At 51.4% G+C, this 21211-nt stretch carries 21 protein-coding genes; 16 read left to right on the forward strand and 5 right to left on the reverse strand.

The features are described from left to right. Positions 1 to 34: 34 nt before the first annotated feature. Positions 35 to 1189, forward strand: coding sequence for a molybdopterin-synthase adenylyltransferase MoeB (moeB, locus tag AC01YT_RS03455; RefSeq protein WP_476672813.1), 1155 nt, complete (start codon positions 35 to 37; stop codon positions 1187 to 1189). A gap of 49 nt (positions 1190 to 1238) precedes the next feature. Next, positions 1239 to 2129: a PIG-L deacetylase family protein gene (locus AC01YT_RS03460; protein WP_476672814.1), complete on the forward strand. Its 891-nt coding sequence runs from the start codon at positions 1239 to 1241 to the stop codon at positions 2127 to 2129. Between the two features lie 15 nt (positions 2130 to 2144). Here AC01YT_RS03460 and prmC read toward each other — a convergent pair whose 3' ends face one another. Both prmC and prfA read right to left on the reverse strand, forming a co-directional pair. After that, positions 2145 to 2993, reverse strand: a complete 849-nt coding sequence (gene prmC / locus AC01YT_RS03465; RefSeq protein ID WP_476672815.1) for a peptide chain release factor N(5)-glutamine methyltransferase — start codon at positions 2991 to 2993, stop codon at positions 2145 to 2147. Continuing rightward, a complete protein-coding gene (gene prfA / locus AC01YT_RS03470; protein WP_476672855.1) occupies positions 2968 to 4056 on the reverse strand; it encodes a peptide chain release factor 1 in 1089 nt (362 codons plus the stop codon). The genes prmC and prfA overlap by 26 nt, the downstream gene beginning before the upstream one ends. Before the next feature lie 322 nt (positions 4057 to 4378). Between prfA and pstB the strand changes: the two genes are divergently transcribed. The 5 genes from pstB to AC01YT_RS03495 all read left to right on the forward strand — a co-directional run bounded on the left by pstB (position 4379) and on the right by AC01YT_RS03495 (position 8535). Continuing rightward, the gene (pstB, locus tag AC01YT_RS03475) at positions 4379 to 5125 is read left to right on the forward strand and encodes a phosphate ABC transporter ATP-binding protein PstB (RefSeq protein WP_476672856.1); all 747 of its coding nucleotides are present in this window, start codon (positions 4379 to 4381) and stop codon (positions 5123 to 5125) included. 22 nt (positions 5126 to 5147) lie between these two features. Continuing rightward, on the forward strand, positions 5148 to 5831 hold the full coding sequence (phoU, locus tag AC01YT_RS03480; RefSeq protein ID WP_476672816.1) for a phosphate signaling complex protein PhoU: 684 nt from the start codon (positions 5148 to 5150) through the stop codon (positions 5829 to 5831). A gap of 158 nt (positions 5832 to 5989) precedes the next feature. Beyond that, a complete protein-coding gene (gene tmk, locus AC01YT_RS03485; RefSeq protein ID WP_476672817.1) occupies positions 5990 to 6799 on the forward strand; it encodes a dTMP kinase in 810 nt (269 codons plus the stop codon). Beyond that, positions 6796 to 7485, forward strand: a complete 690-nt coding sequence (locus AC01YT_RS03490; RefSeq protein WP_476672818.1) for a dTMP kinase — start codon at positions 6796 to 6798, stop codon at positions 7483 to 7485. Before tmk ends, AC01YT_RS03490 begins: the two co-directional genes overlap by 4 nt. Before the next feature lie 45 nt (positions 7486 to 7530). After that, on the forward strand, positions 7531 to 8535 hold the full coding sequence (locus AC01YT_RS03495; RefSeq protein WP_476672819.1) for a CHAD domain-containing protein: 1005 nt from the start codon (positions 7531 to 7533) through the stop codon (positions 8533 to 8535). Between the two features lie 151 nt (positions 8536 to 8686). Here AC01YT_RS03495 and AC01YT_RS03500 read toward each other — a convergent pair whose 3' ends face one another. From AC01YT_RS03500 to AC01YT_RS03510, 3 genes are read right to left on the reverse strand one after another with little or no spacing between them, the layout of a single operon-like run. Further along, positions 8687 to 9646 (reverse strand): L-lactate dehydrogenase, encoded by a 960-nt coding sequence (locus AC01YT_RS03500; RefSeq protein ID WP_476672820.1) that lies wholly within the window; start codon positions 9644 to 9646, stop codon positions 8687 to 8689. A 26-nt stretch (positions 9647 to 9672) separates the two neighbouring features. Beyond that, positions 9673 to 10917, reverse strand: coding sequence for a CpaE/TadZ family protein (locus AC01YT_RS03505; protein ID WP_476672821.1), 1245 nt, complete (start codon positions 10915 to 10917; stop codon positions 9673 to 9675). A 6-nt stretch (positions 10918 to 10923) separates the two neighbouring features. Continuing rightward, on the reverse strand, positions 10924 to 13857 hold the full coding sequence (locus tag AC01YT_RS03510) for a response regulator (RefSeq protein ID WP_476672822.1): 2934 nt from the start codon (positions 13855 to 13857) through the stop codon (positions 10924 to 10926). 449 nt (positions 13858 to 14306) lie between these two features. Here AC01YT_RS03510 and AC01YT_RS03515 point away from each other — a divergent pair, with 449 nt between their 5' ends. From AC01YT_RS03515 to AC01YT_RS03555, 9 genes are all read left to right on the forward strand, one after another. After that, the gene (locus tag AC01YT_RS03515) at positions 14307 to 16247 is read left to right on the forward strand and encodes an APC family permease (RefSeq protein ID WP_476672823.1); all 1941 of its coding nucleotides are present in this window, start codon (positions 14307 to 14309) and stop codon (positions 16245 to 16247) included. 25 nt (positions 16248 to 16272) lie between these two features. Continuing rightward, complete coding sequence (locus tag AC01YT_RS03520; protein ID WP_476672824.1) at positions 16273 to 16929, forward strand: potassium channel family protein; 657 nt, start codon at positions 16273 to 16275, stop codon at positions 16927 to 16929. 4 nt (positions 16930 to 16933) lie between these two features. Continuing rightward, complete coding sequence (locus AC01YT_RS03525) at positions 16934 to 17608, forward strand: potassium channel family protein (protein ID WP_476672825.1); 675 nt, start codon at positions 16934 to 16936, stop codon at positions 17606 to 17608. A 62-nt stretch (positions 17609 to 17670) separates the two neighbouring features. After that, positions 17671 to 18291, forward strand: a complete 621-nt coding sequence (locus tag AC01YT_RS03530) for a glycerol-3-phosphate acyltransferase (protein ID WP_476672826.1) — start codon at positions 17671 to 17673, stop codon at positions 18289 to 18291. Positions 18292 to 18406: 115 nt separating this feature from the next. Beyond that, a complete protein-coding gene (rpmH, locus tag AC01YT_RS03535; RefSeq protein ID WP_476672827.1) occupies positions 18407 to 18577 on the forward strand; it encodes a 50S ribosomal protein L34 in 171 nt (56 codons plus the stop codon). A 61-nt stretch (positions 18578 to 18638) separates the two neighbouring features. Continuing rightward, complete coding sequence (rnpA, locus tag AC01YT_RS03540) at positions 18639 to 19025, forward strand: ribonuclease P protein component (RefSeq protein WP_476672828.1); 387 nt, start codon at positions 18639 to 18641, stop codon at positions 19023 to 19025. Then, positions 19006 to 19278: a membrane protein insertion efficiency factor YidD gene (yidD, locus tag AC01YT_RS03545; protein ID WP_476672829.1), complete on the forward strand. Its 273-nt coding sequence runs from the start codon at positions 19006 to 19008 to the stop codon at positions 19276 to 19278. The genes rnpA and yidD overlap by 20 nt, the downstream gene beginning before the upstream one ends. Before the next feature lie 31 nt (positions 19279 to 19309). Then, positions 19310 to 20371: an outer membrane protein assembly factor BamB family protein gene (locus AC01YT_RS03550; protein ID WP_476672830.1), complete on the forward strand. Its 1062-nt coding sequence runs from the start codon at positions 19310 to 19312 to the stop codon at positions 20369 to 20371. A gap of 18 nt (positions 20372 to 20389) precedes the next feature. After that, the gene (locus tag AC01YT_RS03555) at positions 20390 to 21187 is read left to right on the forward strand and encodes a YidC/Oxa1 family membrane protein insertase (RefSeq protein ID WP_476672831.1); all 798 of its coding nucleotides are present in this window, start codon (positions 20390 to 20392) and stop codon (positions 21185 to 21187) included. Positions 21188 to 21211: the final 24 nt, after the last annotated feature.

Below are 21211 nucleotides of genomic sequence, written 5' to 3' on the forward strand. Positions count from 1 at the left end.
CTTATTTTTAAGGATGAGTAATGTGGAGGGCAGCATGTTGCCTGAGTTAACCCAAGAGGAAGTGCTGCGTTATTCGCGTCACCTGGTTATCCCGGAAGTGGGCATGGAAGGGCAGCGCAAACTGAAAGCGGCCTCCGTGCTCATTATTGGAACAGGGGGGTTGGGTTCACCAATTGCTTTGTACCTGGCAGCAGCAGGCGTAGGGCGTATTGGGCTGGTAGATTATGATGTGGTGGATGAGTCGAACCTGCAGCGCCAGATTGTCCATGGGACAGACCGTCTTGGTATGCTCAAGGTGGAATCGGCACGCAAACGCCTTTTGGAACTCAACCCGTTCATCCAGGTAGACGTCTATAATGAAATCTTTTCAGCAGAAAATGCGGAAACCATTGCTTCAGAGTATGAAATCCTGGTGGATGGAACCGATAATTTCCCTACCCGCTATCTGTTAAACGACCTGGCGGTTCTAACCGGTCGTCCTTATGTGTATGGCTCGGTGTTCCGCTTTGAGGGACAAGTGAGCGTTTTTGATGCCCGGCGCGGTCCGTGTTATCGTTGTTTATTCCCTGAGCCGCCACCCCCAGAAAGTGTGCCTTCTTGTGCGGATGCCGGTGTTTTTGGTGTATTACCCGGCACAATTGGCACCTTGCAAGCAACAGAGGTGATCAAACTCATCTTAAATGCAGGACAACCTCTGATTGGTAAGTTGCTTCTATATGACGCCCTGGATATGTCCTTTGAAGTCATTGCGCTGCGCAAAAACCCACAGTGTAAAGTGTGTGGTGAGCATCCCGAGATTACGCATCTTATTGACTATGAGGCTTTTTGCGGTGTGCCAGCGCGTCCACATCCCCAGGTTGAGGCGGGCGAAGGGTTTGATCTTTCTCCCGAGGAATTGGCCCAACGTTTGCAAAGTGGTGCTTCGCCGGTGTTGATAGATGTGCGTCATCCGGTTGAAAGCCAGATTTCGGCGTTGCCGGGTGCGTTGCAGATCCCGTTAGAGAAACTACCCACAAAATTGCAGGAATTAAATCCACAGGCGGAATATGTGCTGTTTTGTCGAACCGGGGTTCGTTCGGCCCGCGCGCTTAAGATCATGCGTGCGGCGGGCTTTCAGCATGTGAAACACCTGAAAGGCGGCCTAAATGCCTGGGCTGAGCGGATTGACCCTAAAATGTTACGCTATTAGTCGTGAGTTTATCAGTTTAATTTTCTAAGGGACAACGAGGGTTATGCCTATGATGCATGAATTGGTCATAAAACCCACCTTGTTAGCGGTGTTGGCTCATCCTGATGACGAGTCATTTGGCGTTGGTGGCACTTTGGCTTACTATGCTCGCCGGGGCGTGGAGGTTTATTTGATCTGTGCCACGCGGGGCGAGGCTGGTGATGTGGATGAAAAGTACTTGCAAGGTTATCGCTCGATCGCCGAACGCCGCGAGGCGGAGTTGCGTTGTGCGGCAGGGAAGTTAGGCCTTGCGGGGGTCTATTTTCTGGATTATCGCGATTCCGGCATGCCCGGCAGTGCCGATAACCATCATCCAAAGGCTTTGATCAACGCGCCTCTTGATGAGGTGGCGCGTAAGATTATTGGGTATATTCGTCGCTTACGACCTCAGGTGATCATCACCTTTGATCCGATTGGAGGCTACCGACATCCGGATCACATTGCCATTCACCAAGCCACCGTGCGAGCCTTTGATTTGGCTGCACAACCCGATCCATGGCTCGACGCCCAGGGTTTGCCGCCTTATCAGCCAGCAAAACTATATTTTCACACTATCCCGCGCACATTTCTGCGCCTGAGCGTCCGTTTGATGCGGATGACGGGTCGTGACCCCCATCGTTTTGGGCGGAACGGAGACATTGACCTCGCCGCCATTGCGGCAGTGGAATTTCCCGTCAATGCGGTTGTAGATTATCATGAGGTGGCGGCGATTCGTGAAGAGGCGGCGGCCTGCCATGCCAGCCAGGGCGGAGGTGGCTTGACCAGTGGATGGTTGGGGCGTGTTTTTCGACATTGGATGGCGCGGGATACGTTTATGCGGGCTTATCCGTTGCCGGAAAATGGACACGTCGAACGAGATCTCTTTGAGGGAATTGCCGACTTGCCTCCCCTGCGGCGGTAACGTTTACCGGAAGTGCTAGGTCTGGATAACGAGCAGCCGCGGTAAACCGGCAAGATCAGGGCGAACCTCAATCCGCGCGCGGGGAAAGAAGCGCTGGGCCAGGGATGGCAGAATGTCTGCATGTGAGGCGTCAATTTCGGCCAGAAGCAGCCCTCCCGAGGTTAAGCGTGGGGGGGCCTGCTCAAGCAGACTCCGGATAAGGTCAAGCCCTTCCGAACCACCGTCGAGCGCTTCGCGTGGCTCAAATTGAATCACCCTCAGTGTAGACAGGCGTGGGGAGGGAATATAGGGCAGGTTAGCACAGATTAGATCCCAAGTGACGCCTACCGGGCTAAGCAAATCTGCCTGTACCAGGTAAATCCGGCTCATTAGGCCGAACTGGATCAAGTTTTCTCGGGCTACCTGGAGGGCAGCCCGAGAACGCTCTAAAGCCAGAACCTTAAGATCTGGTAAGTGGTATGCTAGACCAATTGCAATACAGCCCGAGCCGGTACCCACGTCAATAGCCTTACGTCGCGAGGGATTTTCGCGCAACCAGGCAAGGGCATACTCAACCAACATTTCGGTTTCAGGACGGGGGATAAGCACAGCTGGGGAAACCTTTATGGGGAGTCCGTAGAACTCTTGCCATCCCAGTACATAGGGCAGGGGTTCGCCTTGCTCAAGTCGCTTTAGAAGGTGTTCAAGCGATTCAAGGGCAACCTCATTCAAGGGGTGCTCGGGGTGGGTTAGGAGGTAAGCACGAGATACCCCCAATACATGTGCTAGCAAGGCTTGAGCTTCAATGGCTGGGGTTTCTGTGGCCGGGCGAAGGGTTTGGATGGCCCGGTTAAGCCACTCAGCGATGGTTATTGTCGTCGTCATCCTCATCAAGGCCGGCGGCCAGCTGTTGCGTCTGATCGCGTAGGGCAAGTTCTTCGATGAACATATCCAAGTCGCCATCCATAACCGCCGGCAGGTTGTAGGACGAAAGGCCGATGCGATGATCGGTTACACGGTTTTGAGGGTAGTTGTAAGTGCGGATTTTCTCAGCCCGCTCCCCCGTACCGACCTGCGCCCGTCGAGTGGCTTCCAGTTCTTGCTGGCGCTTTTGCATCTCCATTTCGTAGAGGCGGGCACGCAAGATGCTCATAGCCCGCAGGCGGTTTTGAAGTTGGGAGCGTTCATCCTGACAGGCAACCACAATACCTGTAGGCAGATGGGTAATACGCACCGCCGTGGCATTTTTCTGAACGTTTTGTCCCCCCGCGCCGGCAGAACGGTAAACATCAATGCGCAAATCCGACTCGGGAATGTGGATGTCCACATCTTCCACTTCGGCCAAAACAGCAACTGTTACGGTTGAGGTATGAATGCGTCCTGACGCCTCTGTAACCGGAATGCGCTGCACCCGATGGACTCCCGATTCATATTTAAGACGGGAATACGCTCCTTTCCCTTTGACCAGGAAGATGATCTCCTTAAACCCACCAATGCTGGTTTCGTTTTGCGAAAGGACCTCAACCTCCCAACTTTGGCGTTCGGCATAGCGGGAATACATACGGAAAAGATCGGCGGCAAATAACGCCGCTTCTTCGCCACCAGTGCCAGCGCGAATTTCCATGATGACGTTGCGCTCATCACGGGGGTCTTTGGGTAAGAGAAGTGCTTTTAATTCGCGCTCCAGTTGTTCCAGGCGCGGCTCCAGTTCTTCAATTTCCTGTTCTGCGAGTTCGCGAATCTCAGGATCATCGGAGTCGCGCAGTTCCCGCGCTTCTTCAAGGCGTTGCAGCATCTGGCGATAGGTCTGTGATCTGGTCACAATTTCTTCGAGTTCGGCGCGTTCCTTCGCCAATTCCGCTGCCCGCTGGTAATCATCTGCGACCTCTTCGAGCAATTGGTTGATCTCATTGTAGCGTGCTTCAATTAAGGCCAATTTGTCCAGCATATCCGACATGTTTTTTTTCATCCTTTTAGGTTACGCTCCCCAATTATACCAAGGTGCTATTTTCTCGAGGGACTGAAGAAATATGGTTGGGTTCCCATGACTTAAGCGAGAGTTTACCAGATCACAATTTTCCCTTAATCTTTTTGGGTTATTATTAAAACGATGTCGTAAAAACCGTGCCGGAGATGGCTTTTTTCTTATGTGATAAAATTAGTGGCGGAGTTGATACCTTATGGAATCCAAGCCTGATGCCCTCATCCGAATCGCGACCCAAGCGCACGTACCAGTGAAGTCCCCAGCCACAAAAGATTACGCCATTGAGATGCGAAACGTAAATGTTTATTATGGAGCGTTTCGCGCCGTCAAAGATGTAAATTTACAAATCGAGGCGCGTAAGATTACTGCCATTATTGGTCCTTCGGGATGTGGAAAGAGCACGGTCATCCGCTGCTTTAACCGTATGAATGAACTAATTCCTGGCACACGTCTGACTGGCGAAGTACTCTTTCATGGCAAAAACATCTATGATCCCGATGTGGATCCAGTACAGGTGCGGCGGTTGATCGGGATGGTCTTTCAAAAACCCAATCCTTTTCCCAAGAGCATTTATGAGAATATTGCTTGGGGTGCGCGTATCAACGGCTACCGTGGGAACATGGATGAATTGGTTGAGGAATCCCTACGCCAGGCGGCATTGTGGGATGAGGTTAAGGATGACCTGCATAAGAACGCGCTGGCACTTTCGGGAGGACAGCAGCAGCGTTTATGCATTGCGCGAACCATTGCGGTCAAGCCAGAAATCATCTTGATGGATGAGCCCTGTTCGGCATTGGATCCTATTGCTACCTTGAAAATCGAAGATTTGATGCGGGAGTTGGCGCGCGATTATACAATAATAATCGTGACCCATAATATGCAGCAAGCCGCTCGAGTCTCCGATTACACGGCGTTTTTCACCGTAGACGAAGATCGTGCGGGGATTATGGTCGAATATGGGCCGACGAACCAGATCTTCACTCGTCCGCGTGATCGCCGCACTGAAGATTACATCACGGGCCGCTTTGGTTAGACCTTAAGGAAGGACGCTTTCCATGCCTTTGCGAAACACGCTAACCCGCCAAATCAATCAAATTCAGGATGAACTGCTCGTTTTAGGAAGCATGGTAGAACATGCGGCGTTGGGGGCAGTGGATGCTCTGAAGCGTCACGATGTTAAGGCAGCCAAAGAAATTTTTGAAGAGGACCAGCAAATCAATGAAAAGCGGTTTGCCATCGAGAACGCCATCTTGATCTTGATGGCGACCCAACAGCCAATGGCCCATGACCTGCGTCAACTGGCGGCCATGCTAGAGGTAAACACCGAACTCGAGCGCATCGGTGATTATGCTAAAGGAATTGCTAAGGTCACCATGCTCTTAGGTGATGCCGATATCCCCATCCCGATCCAAGAGATTGATCAGATGGCACAGTTGGCGGTCTCGATGTTACATCGGGCGCTTGGGGCCTTTGTAGCCGAAGACGTGGCCACCGCGCTTGAAATCCCCAAGGAAGATGACAAGGTAGATGAACTTTATAACGTAGTCTATCGTCTGGTCGTCCAGACCATGATCAGCAACCCTGAAACGATTGATCTCGCTAACCTGCTCATGTGGGTAGCGCACAACCTGGAACGTATGGCGGATCGTGTGACCAATATTTGTGAACGAACGGTTTTCTGTGCAACGGGGGAACTCTTTGAAGTCGACGGCATGGATGAGGATGATCTAAACGTTTGAAGCCGTGGATCCCATCGTTTTCTCCCCATAGGGCGATTACCTATGGGGTAATTTTTCCAGATTCGATCCGCTTAGGGTTGGTTCGAAAAGCGTTCGTGTTATATAATAAATTTGACTGATCAGGTTAAGATTGTTAGCAAAATCAACAGGAGTTAACCGTGTTAGTTCCGCATTCCTACCGAGGAAAGTTAATCGTTGTTGAAGGTATTGATGGAAGTGGCAAATCCACACAGATTGACCTGTTATATAAATGGCTCAAGGCACAAGGCAAATCAGTTCATTTCACGGAGTGGAACTCATCCCCGTTGGTCAAAAGCACGACTCGCTTCGGAAAGAAGGAAAAAATCTTTACTCCAACGACCTTTAGTCTAATCCAGGCGACCGACTTTGCCGACCGCTGGGAAAATTATCTGCTTCCCTTGCTCAAGGCGGGAGTGATTGTGCTGGCGGATCGGTATGCCTTCACCGCATTTGCCCGTGATGTCGCTCGGGGAGTGAGCCGCAGTTGGGTGCGCAATTTATATGCCTTTGCCCCTCAGCCCGATCTGGTATTTTATTTCCAGGTTCCGGTTAATGTTGCTGTAGAACGCATCCTTTCGGGGCGGGCCAAACTTAAGTACTACGAAGCCGGGATGGACCTGGGGCTTTCGGACAATAAAGTCACCAGTTTCCGCCTATTTCAGCAGCGGATTGTCAACGAATACGATGCTATGATTGAGGAGTTCGGTTTTACGGTCATTGATGGCACGCTACCTGTAGAAACGCAACAGAATCTCGTGCGTAAAACGGTGCGTAAATTGCTACGTGGCTGGGAGGGTCTGCCTACGCCAGATAAATTGGCTCAGCGCGCACGGGAGGCCCACAAAGCGCGACAATCGGAGGTCATCCATGAAGAACCGGTAGGCGCAGGTGGGGTTATGGATGAAGCCGCCGTGATTACATCCACAGCGCACGAGGAGGCGGCATGACCAAGGCGCAGTTCTATGGCGAGGGATTTCCTTATCTAAAACTTAAAGACATGCCGGGGCGGTTAATTGTTTTGGAGGGGAGCGATGGCGTAGGACGGTCCACTCAAATCCAAATGCTCCGCGAATGGCTGGAAGCCCAGGGCATTGCAGTTTCGGATACCGGGTTGCGGCGCTCTCCATTAACTCAACCCGGTTTGGATGCGGCGAAACAAGGGCATACGTTCAGCCGAACCACGATGAGCCTTTTTTATGCTACCGATTTCGCCGATCGTCTGGAAAATCACATTATTCCTGCTCTGAAGGCAGGTTTCTTTGTCCTCTCGGATCGTTACTTTTTCTCGATCATTGCCCGGGATGTCGTACGGGGAGCAGATCCACAGTGGGCGCGTAAAGTATATGGATTTGCGCTTAAACCCGATGTGGTCTTCTACCTTAGAGCCAATGTTGAGACTCTCGTCTCACGGATTGTGCACGGCCGTGGATTCGATTACTGGGAGTCGGGGATGGATGTGCGCTTCGCCAATAATATCTATGATAGTTTTTGCATTTATCAGTCCCTGCTGATTGCCCAGTTTGATGAAATGGCTAAGGAATACGGCTTTGTTACGGTGGATGCCACCCGTCCGGTAAAGGACGTCTTTTCGGATCTCCGTGATTACATCAAGACCTATTTACTTCCAAAATAGCCAGGGTGCTTATGGTTAGGGCAAGGGTGAAGGATCGAGGGCTAAATGCCAGAAACCTGGTTACTGCGCGGATACGGCAGTGAAATTTTACTGAAGTATTTGAAAGGGCTAGTGGGGGAAATTGAAGGCGTGCGCGAGAATACGGATATCGAGCCGGTGCACCGCATGCGGGTTGCCTGCCGTCGTTTACGCAGTTTATTGCCCGTCTTTGGCCCATATCTTGCACCCAAACGCTATAAACGCTGGCGGCGAGCATTCCGTAAACTTGGACGCGCTTTGGGGAGTGCCCGAGATACGGATATCCACATTGAACGTGTTAAAAATTTCTTGCAAGAGGTGGGAAAAAGAGAGCACCCAGGCATAGCGCGCTTATTACTGCGCCTTAAGCAACAGCGCTCGGCACTGCAGGCAGAGGTGCTTGATGCTCTGGCGTTGTTTGAACAGAGCCGAGTAGCCGATGAGATGCGCGAGGTTTTAGTCCCTTTGGCGACTATGGTAAAGGGGATGGCCTGGCCGTTGGTTGTAGATGCTGGTTTATCAGAATTGGCGCGGCAGACGATTCACGAGCGTCTGTCCGATTTTCTTGCGCTTCAGGTTTGTGTGGAGCGTCCCGAATGCGTCAATGAACTACATCTGATGCGGATTCGGGCGAAACATTTGCGCTATACTTTGGAAGCCTTTAGTTCTCTTTACGGAGAATCTCTCAAGCCGTATATTCAAGCGGCTCGGACATGCCAGGAACTGTTGGGCGCGGTACATGATCTGGATGTTTGGTTACTCTATTTGCCCGAGTTCTCAACCCAGGAATACGAACGTACGTTATCCTATTATGGACATGCTCGCCCATTTGCCCGATTACAGCCGGGGTTAACGGCATTCCAAGATCATTGCCGTGCTGAACGCCATCGTGCCTTTACTCACTTTCGAGAAACGTGGCGAGGTTGGCAAAACGCGCGAGTTTGGGATAGCCTTTCGGAATGGTTGGAACACGGATCTAACAAAGGTGCGATAACAGTACTCCAAGTAGGCAGTTCCCCGGTTGAAGGATGAAATTCTCTTTGGAATCGTATTCGCCCGTTAGTATTACCCCGGTGGTAGGACAAGCGGCGAAACCTAGCCAGTTGCTCGATTTGAAAAGCCAAACGAGCGCTGGCTGCATGCAATTACCGGCCAGCGCTCAAGATAAATTCAGCCCCGGTCCTTAGAGGTCAAGGGTGCTAATGATGCCCTTTAAGACCTCAGCCGACTTGCGCAGTCCCTCGACTTCCTCGGGGCTGAGGTCAAGGCGAATCACCCTTTCGACCCCATCCAGATCTATCACCGAGGGGAGGCTCAGGCAAATATCGCTGATTCCGTAGTAATCTTCGAGATAGCTGGAGACTGAAAGAACGCTACCCTGATCGCGGATGATGGATTCGCAAATGCGCACCAGTCCTGAGGCAATGGCATAGTAGGTTGCTCCCTTGCGCTCAATAATGTGGTATGCTGCATCGCGGGTTTGTTGGAAGATATCCTCAAGGATGGAGGGCTGGCATTCCATTTGGTTCATCGAACAGTACTGGGATAGACGCATCCCGGCGATATTGGCCAATGACCATACCGGAACCTCGCTATCGCCATGCTCCCCGATGATGTAGGCGTGAACGCTACGGGGATCAACGTCGAAGTGCTGGCTCAGTAAGTAGCGGAAGCGCGCCGTATCCAGAACCGTACCGGAACCAATCACATGATTTTTACGCAATCCCGAAAGTTTCAGCGCAACGTAGGTGAGGATATCCACCGGATTGGTTGCGATTAACAAGATAGTGTTTGGGTTGTGGCGCACAATTTCGGGAATAATTTGCTTGAAAATGGCGACATTGCGGTGGACCAAATCGAGCCGTGTTTCTCCAGGCCGTTGAGCCGCACCAGCAGTCACAACAGTTATCAGCGCTGTGGCGCAGTCCTCGTAAGTGCCCGCCCAGACGCGCGCCGGTTGGGGCAACAAGGGCACAGCATGGTTAAGATCCATCGCCTCGCCTTCCGCCTTTGCGCGGTTGGCATCAATCAAGACAATCTCCGAGGCAAGTCCGCTTAAGAGCAGAGCGTAGGCAAAGGTGGCACCGACGTTGCCGGTGCCCACGATAGCGATTCGGGTGGGGCGTTTGAAGTGGGATACCATGATGATCCTCCTTTGGTCAAATAGGATTAACGGTTGCGTTCGGCGGTTTTACGCGCTTTAAGAAAACGATTATAGACGCGCTTCCATGCAATGGTGGGCATGCTGGGTTGAACCTTTTTGTGCTCAGGAGTACTGAGGTAAAAAGCAAAATCCTCAAGCAACTCGCTGAACCTTTCTTCCGGTTGATAGTAGAGAATAGGTTTACCCAAGTTCACCGATTGGATCAATAGGTCGGGAACATAGGGCAAGACCAGAGTAATACGATGCCCCAGCGCCACTTCAATCTTATCACGTGGCAGGGCGTAGCGCGGGAAGGTATAGTTGAGCACAAGCTTGATTTTATCTTTTTCATAGTTGAGTTTGGTGTAAGTGTCTAAGGTGGCTGCAGCAGCGCGGATGGACGAAAGTTCGGGCGCTACCAGCATGATAATTACATCCGCCGCGTCCAAAATTTGCAGGGTAACATCGTTAAAATCATGGGGTAAATCGGTCACAATGTAGTCATAGTTGGGGCGGAGAATTTCCAGTGCCCTGGAGAGCGTTTCGTTAGAGATCATCTCGGCCTGGGTGGGGGTAGTGGGAGCAGCGATCAGGTCAACCCCGCTTTCATGGGTCACAATGATGGATTGCAGTAGTTCCAGATCCAGGTCTTGAGGTGATATGTTGGCCAGGTCACCCCAGGTGCGGCGCAGGGGAAGATTGAGTAATAGGGCATCTTGCCCGGCGAGCATGGCTAAGTCAAGCAAAAGGGTGGGGACGTTCCATAATCCCCTTAACCCAATCGCCAGATTGACGGCTAAGAGTGAGGCGCCGATTCCACCGCGCAGGGTATGCACGGCGATCAAGCGGGCTTGTTTAGGTGGGGCTTGAACAGCACCGGCGGGTAGAGCCTGCCGCAGGAGTTCCGCCCGTCGTAGCAACACCCGCATGCGGGCAATCAACTCCTCGGGTTCAAATGGTTTATTGATATGGTCATCGGCACCGGCTTCAAACGAAGCCAGTTTGTCTTGCAGGGTGGTCTGACTGGTTAGAATAATGATTGGGACATGGGAAAAGCGAGGATTTCGGCGCAGGCGTTTAGTCACTTCATAGCCGGAAATGTCGGGTAGATTTATGTCGGTGATAATAATGTCGGGATTGACTACTTGAGCGGCTTCTAGGCCCTCACTGCCTGTGAGTTCAGCGTAAACGACGAAGCCAAGCGGACGTAGTGCATGTTCTAACATGCGGTGGTAGATAATTTCATCTTCGATCAACAGCATGGTGGGCATAATTGGTTATCCTTCCGATTTTGGGGGTGAAACCTGTAAGGTTGTTTTTAATTCAGACAGATAATGGCGCAATTCTGGTAGTGTTTCAGCAATGGCTTCAACGAGAGCCGGAGCGTCCTGGAGGCGACTTTGACGAGCTATTTGCTCTAATTGGGTACAGTACCCCATCAAGGTAGTGGCTTCAAAGTTGGCGGCAACGCCCTTAAGGTTATGGGCTAATAATCTGAGAGTAGCAGCATCGTTCTTCTGCGCCGCGTATCGAAGTTCTTTGACTTTTTGTGCCGTTTGGTCGACAAAGGCTTTAAACATTTCAATAAAGAAGGCGGGTTCATGACCGAAACGGGGAAGAATGGTTTCCAGGTAATTGGGATGACCTAAGGGAAAGCGGCGACTGTTAGGTATTTCCATTACTTGCGATGGAAGAGGAGAAAGCGAGCGGAGTGCATCCGAGGCAATGTTTTGAGGAGATGGTGAAATGGGAGCAGGTGTTTCCATGCTTTGTAGCCTCTCGGCGCGGTCAGGGTAGAGCCAGCGCGAAATGGTATCGTAGAGCTGCGGGGGTCTTAAAGGCTTGGCAAGATAATCATCCATGCCACAAGCCAGGCAGCGTTGGATGTCTTCGCGAAAAGCATGGGCGGTCATGGCGATAATAGGCGTATGGTGGGTGTTTCCCTCGTGGGCTCGAATTTGCAGCGTAGCTTCATAACCATCCATAACCGGCATTTGCACATCCATGAGGATCAGGTCGTATGTTTTATGGCGGATAGCGTCCAGGGCCTGGACGCCATTTTCGGCGGTATCCACTTGATAACCTGCCTTCGTCAGTAGGTTAACGACGACCTTCGCGTTTATGGGGTTATCTTCGACCAGGAGGATGAGTTTCCGTTCGGATGGAGACGGGGGACGGATGGCAGTGGAGGTGGATGGTGTTGCCATGAGTTGCTGGGTTAGGAGGGAGAGCAATACCTGATAAAGCGCTTGAAGGCGGATAGGTTTTAGTAATTGTGCCTGACAGTGTAACTCTTGCACCTGGGCATGGGTATAAGTGCGGTTCAACGGTGTGACCAAAATAATCGGAAGATAAGGTGAGGCTTGGGCCTCACGCAGGCGAGCGATTAAGCCCTCACCCTCGGCTTTCAGGAAGCGCGTATCCAGTAATAAAAGGTTATAAGGTTCCCGATCTTGATTCCTTTCATTCAGAAGGCGTATCCCTTCTTTGGGATTGCGGGCGGTGGTGATTTGCCAGCCAAGGGCGCCGATGATCTCCGAAAGGAGTAGGCGGTTGTGAGTATTGCCCTCAATAACCAGGAGGCGCTGTGGTGGCAAAGCCGTTAGCGCCGGAGGAGGTAACTCATGGGCTATATCCTGCTTGGGCAGGGTCAAGCTAAAGGAAAATAGACTGCCTCGGTTAGGTTCACTAATAAGGGAAATCTTGCCCCCCATCAGTTCAACAAGTTGAGCCGAGATGGCCAAGCCCAACCCGGTGCCTCCATAACGCCGCGTGGTGGACATATCGGCCTGAGTGAAGCGTTCGAATATCGCGGCCTGACGTTCAGGAGGAATGCCAATCCCGGTATCTTGGACTGAGAACGTGAGGGTCACGTGGGTGCGAGATTCGGAGATTCGCTTAGCGCGAAGGACAACTTCCCCCTGCTCGGTGAACTTAACCGCATTGCTCACCAAATTGGTCAAAACTTGGCGCAGGCGGTTGGCATCCCCCCGTAATAACGTGGGCACATCGGGGGGAATGTGGCAAATCAGTTCTAGATTTTTGCTGGCGGCACGTTGGGCTAAAGTGCTTACCACACCTTCCATAACGGTGCGGAGATTAAAATCGGCAATTTCCAATTCCATCCGCCCGGCTTCGATTTTGGAAAGATCCAGGATATCGTTAAGCAGGGTTAGAAGATTCTCGGCACTTTCTAGTGCGGCGCGTAAATATTCGGCCTGCTCGGGGGAAAGGTCGCTTTCCAGGGCCAGGTTGAGCATGCCGATAATGCCGTTTAATGGCGTACGAATTTCATGGCTCATGTTAGCCAGGAACTCACTTTTTGCCAAGTCGGCTTCTTCGGCCTTGCGACGGGCGCGCACCAGTTCGGTAATATCGTGATAAAGGGCGAGAAACCCCAATGTTTGACCGTGGACGATGACCGGAACGCCGAAAATCTCCACATCTATTAGTTGCCCGCTCTTTGTAACACAGCGCGATACGCTGTGATACACCTCACCGCGTTGCATGCTACGGTTGAATTCTTGAGGGGTGTGCCGATGAGTCTCTGGGGTAATCAGATGATCCAGTTGGCCTCCAAGTACTTCGGTTTGCGTGTAGCCGAAAAGACGCTCGAAGGCGGGATTGCATGCGACCACGGTGCTGTCTAGGGCTAGAGTAACGATGGCAACCGGGCTGTTTTGGAAGATGCCCTCAAAGTACTGCTTCTGGCGTTGTATTTCGGCTTCGGCACGGCGGTGTTGCTCGATATCGCGAAAGATAAACACCTGCCCCTGGGTGTTATCTTCGAGTTGAAAGGGATGCGCGGTTACTTCAAACCAGCCATATTGGGAGGGCATTGAGAGGGGCAGATGGGAGGATCTGGGATTGCGAAACGCTTCAATGACCCCGGGAAAATAGGTGTCCATCACCTGCCCAATGATGGTTGTATAGGGTTGCTTGAGCCGGGCAGTTGTGGCTTGGTTACAGCGGATAATTTTTCCATTTGAATCGGTCAGGATAATCGGATCGGGGATGGCATCGAAGGTGGTTTCCCATTCGCGTTTGGCACGGCTGATAATGGTTTCGGCTTGATGACGCTCCAGAATTTCACGTTGGGCTTGCTCCTTCGTAGTGTGCAATTCCGCCGTTCTTTCATTAAGGGCGGTGAGGAGGGCGCAGGTATAACGGTTCAAGCGATCAAGACCATGACCGGCCTTGAATAAGGTCATACTTATAACAAGAGCAACGCCATCTATAAGCCAAAGCCAGGGTGTTTGGATTTGGACTTGGATAAAGGCGGAGAGGTCAAAGGATAGGCGACGCAGCGCTAGCACGAGCCAAGTGACAAGGATGGGGAGGGTTAAGATTAGCCAACCAGTGACTTGGAGCCAACGTGATAGCCAGGCCGAGTACAGAGGAGGCTGTGAGCGGGTAGGTGAGGGAGGGGTAAAAGGTAACATGGCCAGTACGGATGGAAAACTGGGCTTGCAAAAGACTATCACTCATGCTGGTTGAAAGGGGGAAAGATAGATGGTGTGGTGTCAACCCCCGGAGGATGCTATGGCAATGGCGAAAATCGTTTTTGGTCTTCTCATATTATAATTGACGCGGCAATCAATTGCTTGTATAATCCAAGGCTTTGTCGGATCGTAAAGGTAGGAGGCCTGAAGGGTTTTCTATGAATATTGAAGGTCGTGGTAGTACGACGATTGTGCACCGCGAGACAGAATATAAACCGCCGCGTTCCTGGCGCACCTGGCTGATCGGTCGTCCTCTTCCCACCGCTGATGCTCCCCATCAGACCATCGGCAAGTTCATCGGTTTAGCGGTCTTTGCCTCGGACGCCCTGTCCTCGACCGCTTATGCTACTCAGGAAATGTTGGTCATCCTGGCCGTACTGGGGACGATGGCCTATGGTTATGTCTTCTCGCTCTCACTGGCAATTGTTGTCCTTTTGGCCATTGTTACCCTTTCGTATGAGCAAACCATCCATGCCTATCCCAATGGTGGTGGTGCTTACATTGTCTCTCGTGAGAACCTGGGTGCCTGGCCGGCGCGCGTTGCTGGTGCAGCCTTATTGACTGACTATATCCTCACGGTTGCGGTTTCGGTTTCCTCCGGGGTGGCCCAAATTGTTTCCGCCTATCCAGTACTTTTCCCCTGGCGGGTTTGGATCTCGGTGGGTTTTATCCTTTTTATTATGTTGATTAACCTGAGGGGAGTAAAAGAGTCTGGGGCAACCTTTGCTATACCCACGTACTACTTTATCGTAACTATGTATCTAACGGTCGGGGTAGGCTTATTTCGCTATTTCAGGGGGTCATTAGGCGTGGTCCAGAATCCGCCCCCTCTCGAGGTTTTACATTTAGGGGAAGGCTTCTCGATTTTCCTTCTATTGCGTGCTTTTGCAAGTGGAACGGCAGCGCTTACCGGGGTTGAAGCGATATCTAATGGCATCCCTGCCTTTAAAGAACCACGTTCTCAAAACGCGGGTATTACCCTGCTCATTATGTCCACTATTTTGGGGTCACTTTTATTGGGAATTTCGTTCCTAAGCGCTCACATTCAAGCCGTGCCCTCTGAAATTGAGACGGTTATTTCTCAATTAGCGCGTACGGCTTATGGAGAACGTGGTTTCTTTTACTTTGCAACCATCACCGCCACGACGGTCATCTTGATCTTGGCGGCCAACACGTCCTTCGCTGATTTTCCACGTCTCAGCGCCTTTATGGCAAAAGATAGCCTTTTGCCGCGCCAGATGACCTTTCGTGGTAGTCGTCTGGTGTATTCACGTGGTATTGTCACTTTAGCCGTCCTTGCCTCTCTGCTTATTATTGTTTTTAACGCCAGCGTGACACGGTTGATCCCGCTTTACGCGATTGGTGTATTCCTATCCTTCACTCTCTCCCAGGCTGGTATGGCGCATCGTTGGTGGAAAGTAGGACACCTCAAGCCAGGTGAGGAAATTCAGGAACGCAGTTCTACGCTGCGTTATGATCCTGCTTGGCAGATAAAGATGCTCATCAATGGGTTTGGCGCGCTTTGCACCGGGGTGGTGATGATCATCTTTGCGGTGACGAAGTTTGTCGATGGGGCGTGGATTGTGGTGCTGGTGATTCCCGGCCTGGTGGCGATGTTTACCGCGATTGAGACCCATTACCGCCACGTGGCACAACGCCTCTCGTTGGAGCATTATGGAGCACCGCCGCGTATTGCGCGCCATCGTATTATTTTGCCTATCTCTGGCGTTCACCGCGGAACCTTGGCAGCATTGCGGTATGCGCGAACGCTCTCGGATGACATTACTGCCGTGCACGTATCTATAGATTCAGAAGAGGCTGAAAAAGTGCGCCGCAAGTGGGAAGTATGGGGCGATGGCGTGCGCTTGGTAGTTTTGGATTCTCCCTACCGCCTCTACATTGAGCCCCTGTTGGAATACATTGATGAGGTCCACCGCCAGCGCCAACCCAACGAAGTTATCACCGTGGTGGTACCGGAATTCGTCTCCCATCATTGGTGGAGCGGCATTTTGCACGCTCGAGCAGCGGTGACTTTGCGCGCGGCTTTGCTCTTTCATAAGGATTTGGTCATCACAAGTGTGCCCTATCAAATTGATTGACATTCCCGGGGAGGTTTAGACTCTTATGGATATCATTGTCGTAGGATGTGGCCGATTGGGTTCGCAGTTGGCCTATCGTTTGTTCAAGTCCGGCCACGAGGTGGCCGTCGTGGATTCTAACCCGCAGGCTTTCAACAATTTACCCCCGGATTTTAGTGGGCGACTGCACGAGGGCGATGCGATGGGGCAGGATGTGCTGTTGCGGGCAGGTATTGAAAAAGCCCATGCGCTGGCGGCGGTGACCAATTCTGATCCGTTGAATGCCGTGGTGGGGCATATTGCGCGTTCGGTATATCACGTCCCACATGTGGTGGTGCGTAACTATGACCCCCACTTTCGCCCGATTTTTGAGGCGTTTGGCTTACAGACGGTGAGTTCGACGTCATGGGGGGCACAGCGCATTGAAGAATTAATCGCTGGCGGTGATATCCGGGCTGTATTTTCTGCTGGTAATGGCGAGGTGGAAATTTACGAGGTGGATATTCCCGAAGCGTGGAACGGTTATCCAATTAAGGAACTTGTACCTTCTAAGGGATGTATCCTGGTGGCGCTCAGCCGAGCCGGTAGGGCGTTTTTACCGGCACCGGAGTTTGCTCTGATGACCGGTGATGTGTTGGTAGTTGGAGCAACGTTTGAAGGGATCACAGCTCTACGTAAGGCATTGCAAGAAAGGACGAGGTAAGGCTATGTTTGTCATCATCGCGGGTGGTGGTCGTACTGGGGCGCAATTGGCGCGTATCTTGGTTAGCCAGAGTCATAAAGTGCATTTGATCGAACATCGCAAAGAGGTCTTAGCACGCATCCATCGCGAATTACCCACTGAGGTGGTCTACGAGGGGAATCCGATTGAACCTTGGGTGTTGGAACAGGCCGGAATCCGTGAAGCCGATGTGCTGGCGGCGTGCACTCAATCGGATGAAGTGAACCTGACGTTATGTTACTTTGCCCGTTGCCGCTATCAAGTGCCGCGCACAATTGCCCGGATAAACAATCCTCACAATGCTTGGTTGTTTGATGAGAAATTCCACGTGGATGTGGCCGTAAATCAGGCTGAGATCATGGCAGCCATTATTGAAGAGGAAATGTCATTGGGGGATATGCTAACGCTGTTGAAGTTGCGTCGTGGGCATTATTCGTTAGTAGAGGAAAAGATTTTACCCGGTGCAAGGGTTATTGGAATCCCGATAAAGGATTTGAAACTTCCTGAGCATTGTGTCATTGCAGCCATTATTCGCAACGGGGAAGTTATTGTGCCGCGTGGGGTGACGGCCATTGAGCCCGGGGATGAGATCCTGGCAGTGATAGATCATGAAGGCGCTAAACAGTTAGCTGAGTTACTTTCGCCGCCAGAAGAAACCTGAACCATTAAGGCAATAGGTTGGCATTCCCCTGGCGGATTAACTTATAAGTTGAGGAGGTTGTCATGGTAGCCAGGGTAATTTTGCTGGTGGTGGCATATTTGATGGGCTCTATTCCCACAGCGGTGTTGCTCTCGCGGGCAGTGCTGGGTAAAGATATTCGTTATTTGGGGGATGGTAATATGGGATCGCGTAACGTGGCCCAGGTAATGGGGTGGCGTTACGGCCTTATTGTGTTCACGGTAGATTTCAACAAAGGCATCTTAGCGGTAATACTGGCCCGAGCATTAGGCTTTCCGCTCGAATGGCAGTTGCTGGCGGCTGGCTGTGCAGTGTTGGGGCATGACTTTCCGGTGTTTGTGGGTTTCCGCGGTGGTCAGGGACTAGCCACCATTTTGGGTATTTTGTTTATCTTCTTACCGGCAGAATTCCTGGGGGCGTTGGTGGCATTTTTAATGGTGTATGCGTTATCGCACCATCTTGATCTTAGTGTTGGCGTGGGGATCGGCTTATTGATCTCATTTGCGTTGGTACTTAAAGAACCGCCAGCAGTCATTTTTGCCTCAGTTACCATGGTCCTCACTATCCCTCTAAAGAAATATGTGATTGACCGCTCGCACCGTGCCTGGGTGCAGGCTCAGGCTAATACCTATGACGAGGCTCAATGCCATCTACCGAAGGTGTGACGCCTCTATCATTGGCGGGTTGAAGAAAACATCTAAAGGATTTATCTCTAAAATTTAGGGTATAATTTACCTTTGCTGAGTTGACCCAAACAAAAAGATGTGAGGTGATATAGCAATGCCGAAGCGAACTTACCAACCCAAAATTCGTCGCCGGGTGAGGGTGCATGGTTTCCGCGCTCGCATGGCCACGGCAGATGGACGAAAGGTGCTGAAGCGGCGCCGTCTCAAAGGACGCTATCGTGTTACAGTCACCATGAACGAGCACGTTAAAAAGTTTCGGTGGTAGTCATTGGTTAGAACTGGGTGGTTCCCTGCCCGGCTGGCACCATTTGTGAACGGGTGTATGGGTGAAACGCAAACACCGATTGAAACGCGCCAACGATTTCAGACGCGTTCGAGCCGAGGGAAAATCTCTTGGGCATCCGCTGATGGCGCTAGCATTTGTTCCCAATGGGTTGCCATATTCGCGGGTTGCGGTCGTAGCTGGGCGCAGTGTGGGCAGGGCTGTTCGACGCAATCGCGCCAAACGACGGTTGAGGGCTTGCGTCGAGCAGCTTTTCCCACATGTTCAACCAGGATGGGATGTGATCGTGTATGCCCGCCCAGGCGTGATTGAAGCGCCTTTCGGAGCGCTTTTAGAAACGATGGAGCATTTGCTCCGTCGGGGTGGCCTGTGGCGGGCATTGGCTGTGCAAGAATCGGTTGAAACAAGTCATGAGCGATTATCCGAATGAACCCCGCTTGCGGGATTTACCGCTGAATCTTTTTACACTGCCACGTTGGTTGCTGTTGGCTTTGATCCGACTCTATCAACTGCTTGTTTCACCTGCCCTACCACCCAACACCTGTAGTTTTTACCCCACCTGTTCCCATTATGGGTATCAGGCGGTTTATAAGTATGGGGTTATAAAGGGAACAGCGTTGGCGGTATGGCGGGTTTTGCGCTGTAATCCGTTTAATCCGGGTGGTTATGACCCGGTACCATGATCTTTCTTGAGGTAATGTAGGGATAACATCAATGAGGCATTGGTCAAAAATTTTCTGGTTTGTGATTGTGGTGCTCATTGCGTTGTCGTTGGGGGGATGCGCAGGAACCCTGGCATCTTCTTCCTGGCCGGGTGTAACCGTGGTGGAAGAAACAGCCTATGTTGCTTATGGAAACCACGTCTATGCGCTCCGCGTTAGTGATGGTAGCATGCTCTGGCGCTTTCCAGAGAAGGCTGAAGGGCAACGATTTTTCTTTGCCGCTCCGGCGATCGCAGACGGGCATTTAGTGGTAGGGGATTATCTAGCCGTTCTTCATAGTTTGGATCCCCAAACTGGCCAGGAACAATGGACGTTCACCGGGGCCCAAGGGCGTTGGATAGCCAGCCCATTGGTTTTGGATTCGCGCATTTACGCGCCGAATGCCGATCACCATTTGTATGCGTTAGATCTCCAAGGTAACCTGCTGTGGAAATTTAAGGCTTCAAAAGCCCTTTGGTCGCAACCAGTGAGTGATGGTCGGCGAATCTACCAGGCTTCGATGGATCATTTTCTCTATGCATTGGATCCTTCTACCGGGCAAAAGATATGGGCGCGGGACCTCGGGGGGGCGGTTATTTACTCCCCGGTATTGAGTGACAAGGGGATCATCTATATCTCGACCTTGGCTCGCAACGTCCTGGCCATTCGGGCTGAGGATGGAAGCATCATTTGGCAGAAGGCCTTTGAGAACAACTTCTGGTCGCAGCCTTTACTTCACGGTGATCGGGTTTATCTGGGGGATTTGGGGGGTAAGGTTTATGCGATCTCGGCTCAGGATGGTAAGGTTGTCTGGGAAAATAATCTGGGTGAGCCACTAACTGGTGCCCCAACCTGGATGGATGGAGAAGTGGTCTTTACCACGGAGAATGGGAAGGTGGTCGCATATAGTGAGGATGGCAACCAGAAATGGACAGTTACCCTCGAGGGTAAACTTTATAATGGTCCTGTGGTTGCCAATAGCCATTTGTTGGTTGGCATTGCCCAGGGCAAAGTCTTGGTTCAGGCATTGACCTCTGGCGGGCAACAAGCCTGGGCGTTTGAGCCTCCAAAATAGGTAGGATGGGTAAACGATATGTGGGACGCGTTGATTATTACGCCTTTTGTAAATGTATTGTTGTTTATCTACAACCTGGTAGGCCAGAATTTTGGTCTGGCAATCATTCTCTTTACGTTGCTGATTCGCCTGATCACGCACCCCTTGATGGTTAAGCAGATCAAGGGTGCGAAGGCCATGCAGGAACTGCAAAAGAATGAGAAGTGGCTCAAAATTCAGGAGAAATACAAAAACGATCGTGAGAAGTTGGCGCAGGAGCAAATGGCGCTTTATCGCGAATTGGGTATCAACCCTTTTGCGTCCTGTTTGCCGACATTGATCCAATTCCCGATCATCATCGGCTTGTATCAGAGCCTAATTATCGCATTGGCAAGTACTCCGATCGAACTTCTGAATCTAATCCGCCACATCTACCCGGCTCTGCTTAAGGTTGAAGCCCTTATTCCATTAAATAGTCAATTTCTATGGATGGATTTAGGGCTACCCGAGCGTTTGGTGTTGCCGTTTTTACCGGTCGGGATACCGGTGTTGGCGGTTGTAGTGACTGTGACCACTTATTTACAAGGTAAATTGATGACACCGCCAAGCGCGAATCCCAAAGATCAGTCGGCGATGTTCTCAAATATGATGAATCTCTACATGCCATTTCTAATGGGCTATCTGGCTTTGACTTTAGCATCGGGGCTGGCGCTTTATTTTGTCGTCTCTAACCTTATTGGTATCCTCCAATATGCGATGTTGGGACAACTGAATTGGAAAAATATCCTCCCCAAGCGGGCCAACGAAAAACCCTCTAAAGCGGGGGCGAAAAAATAAAACGTGAAATATCACCATAATGAG

The organism is Thermanaerothrix sp. (genome assembly GCF_056331585.1).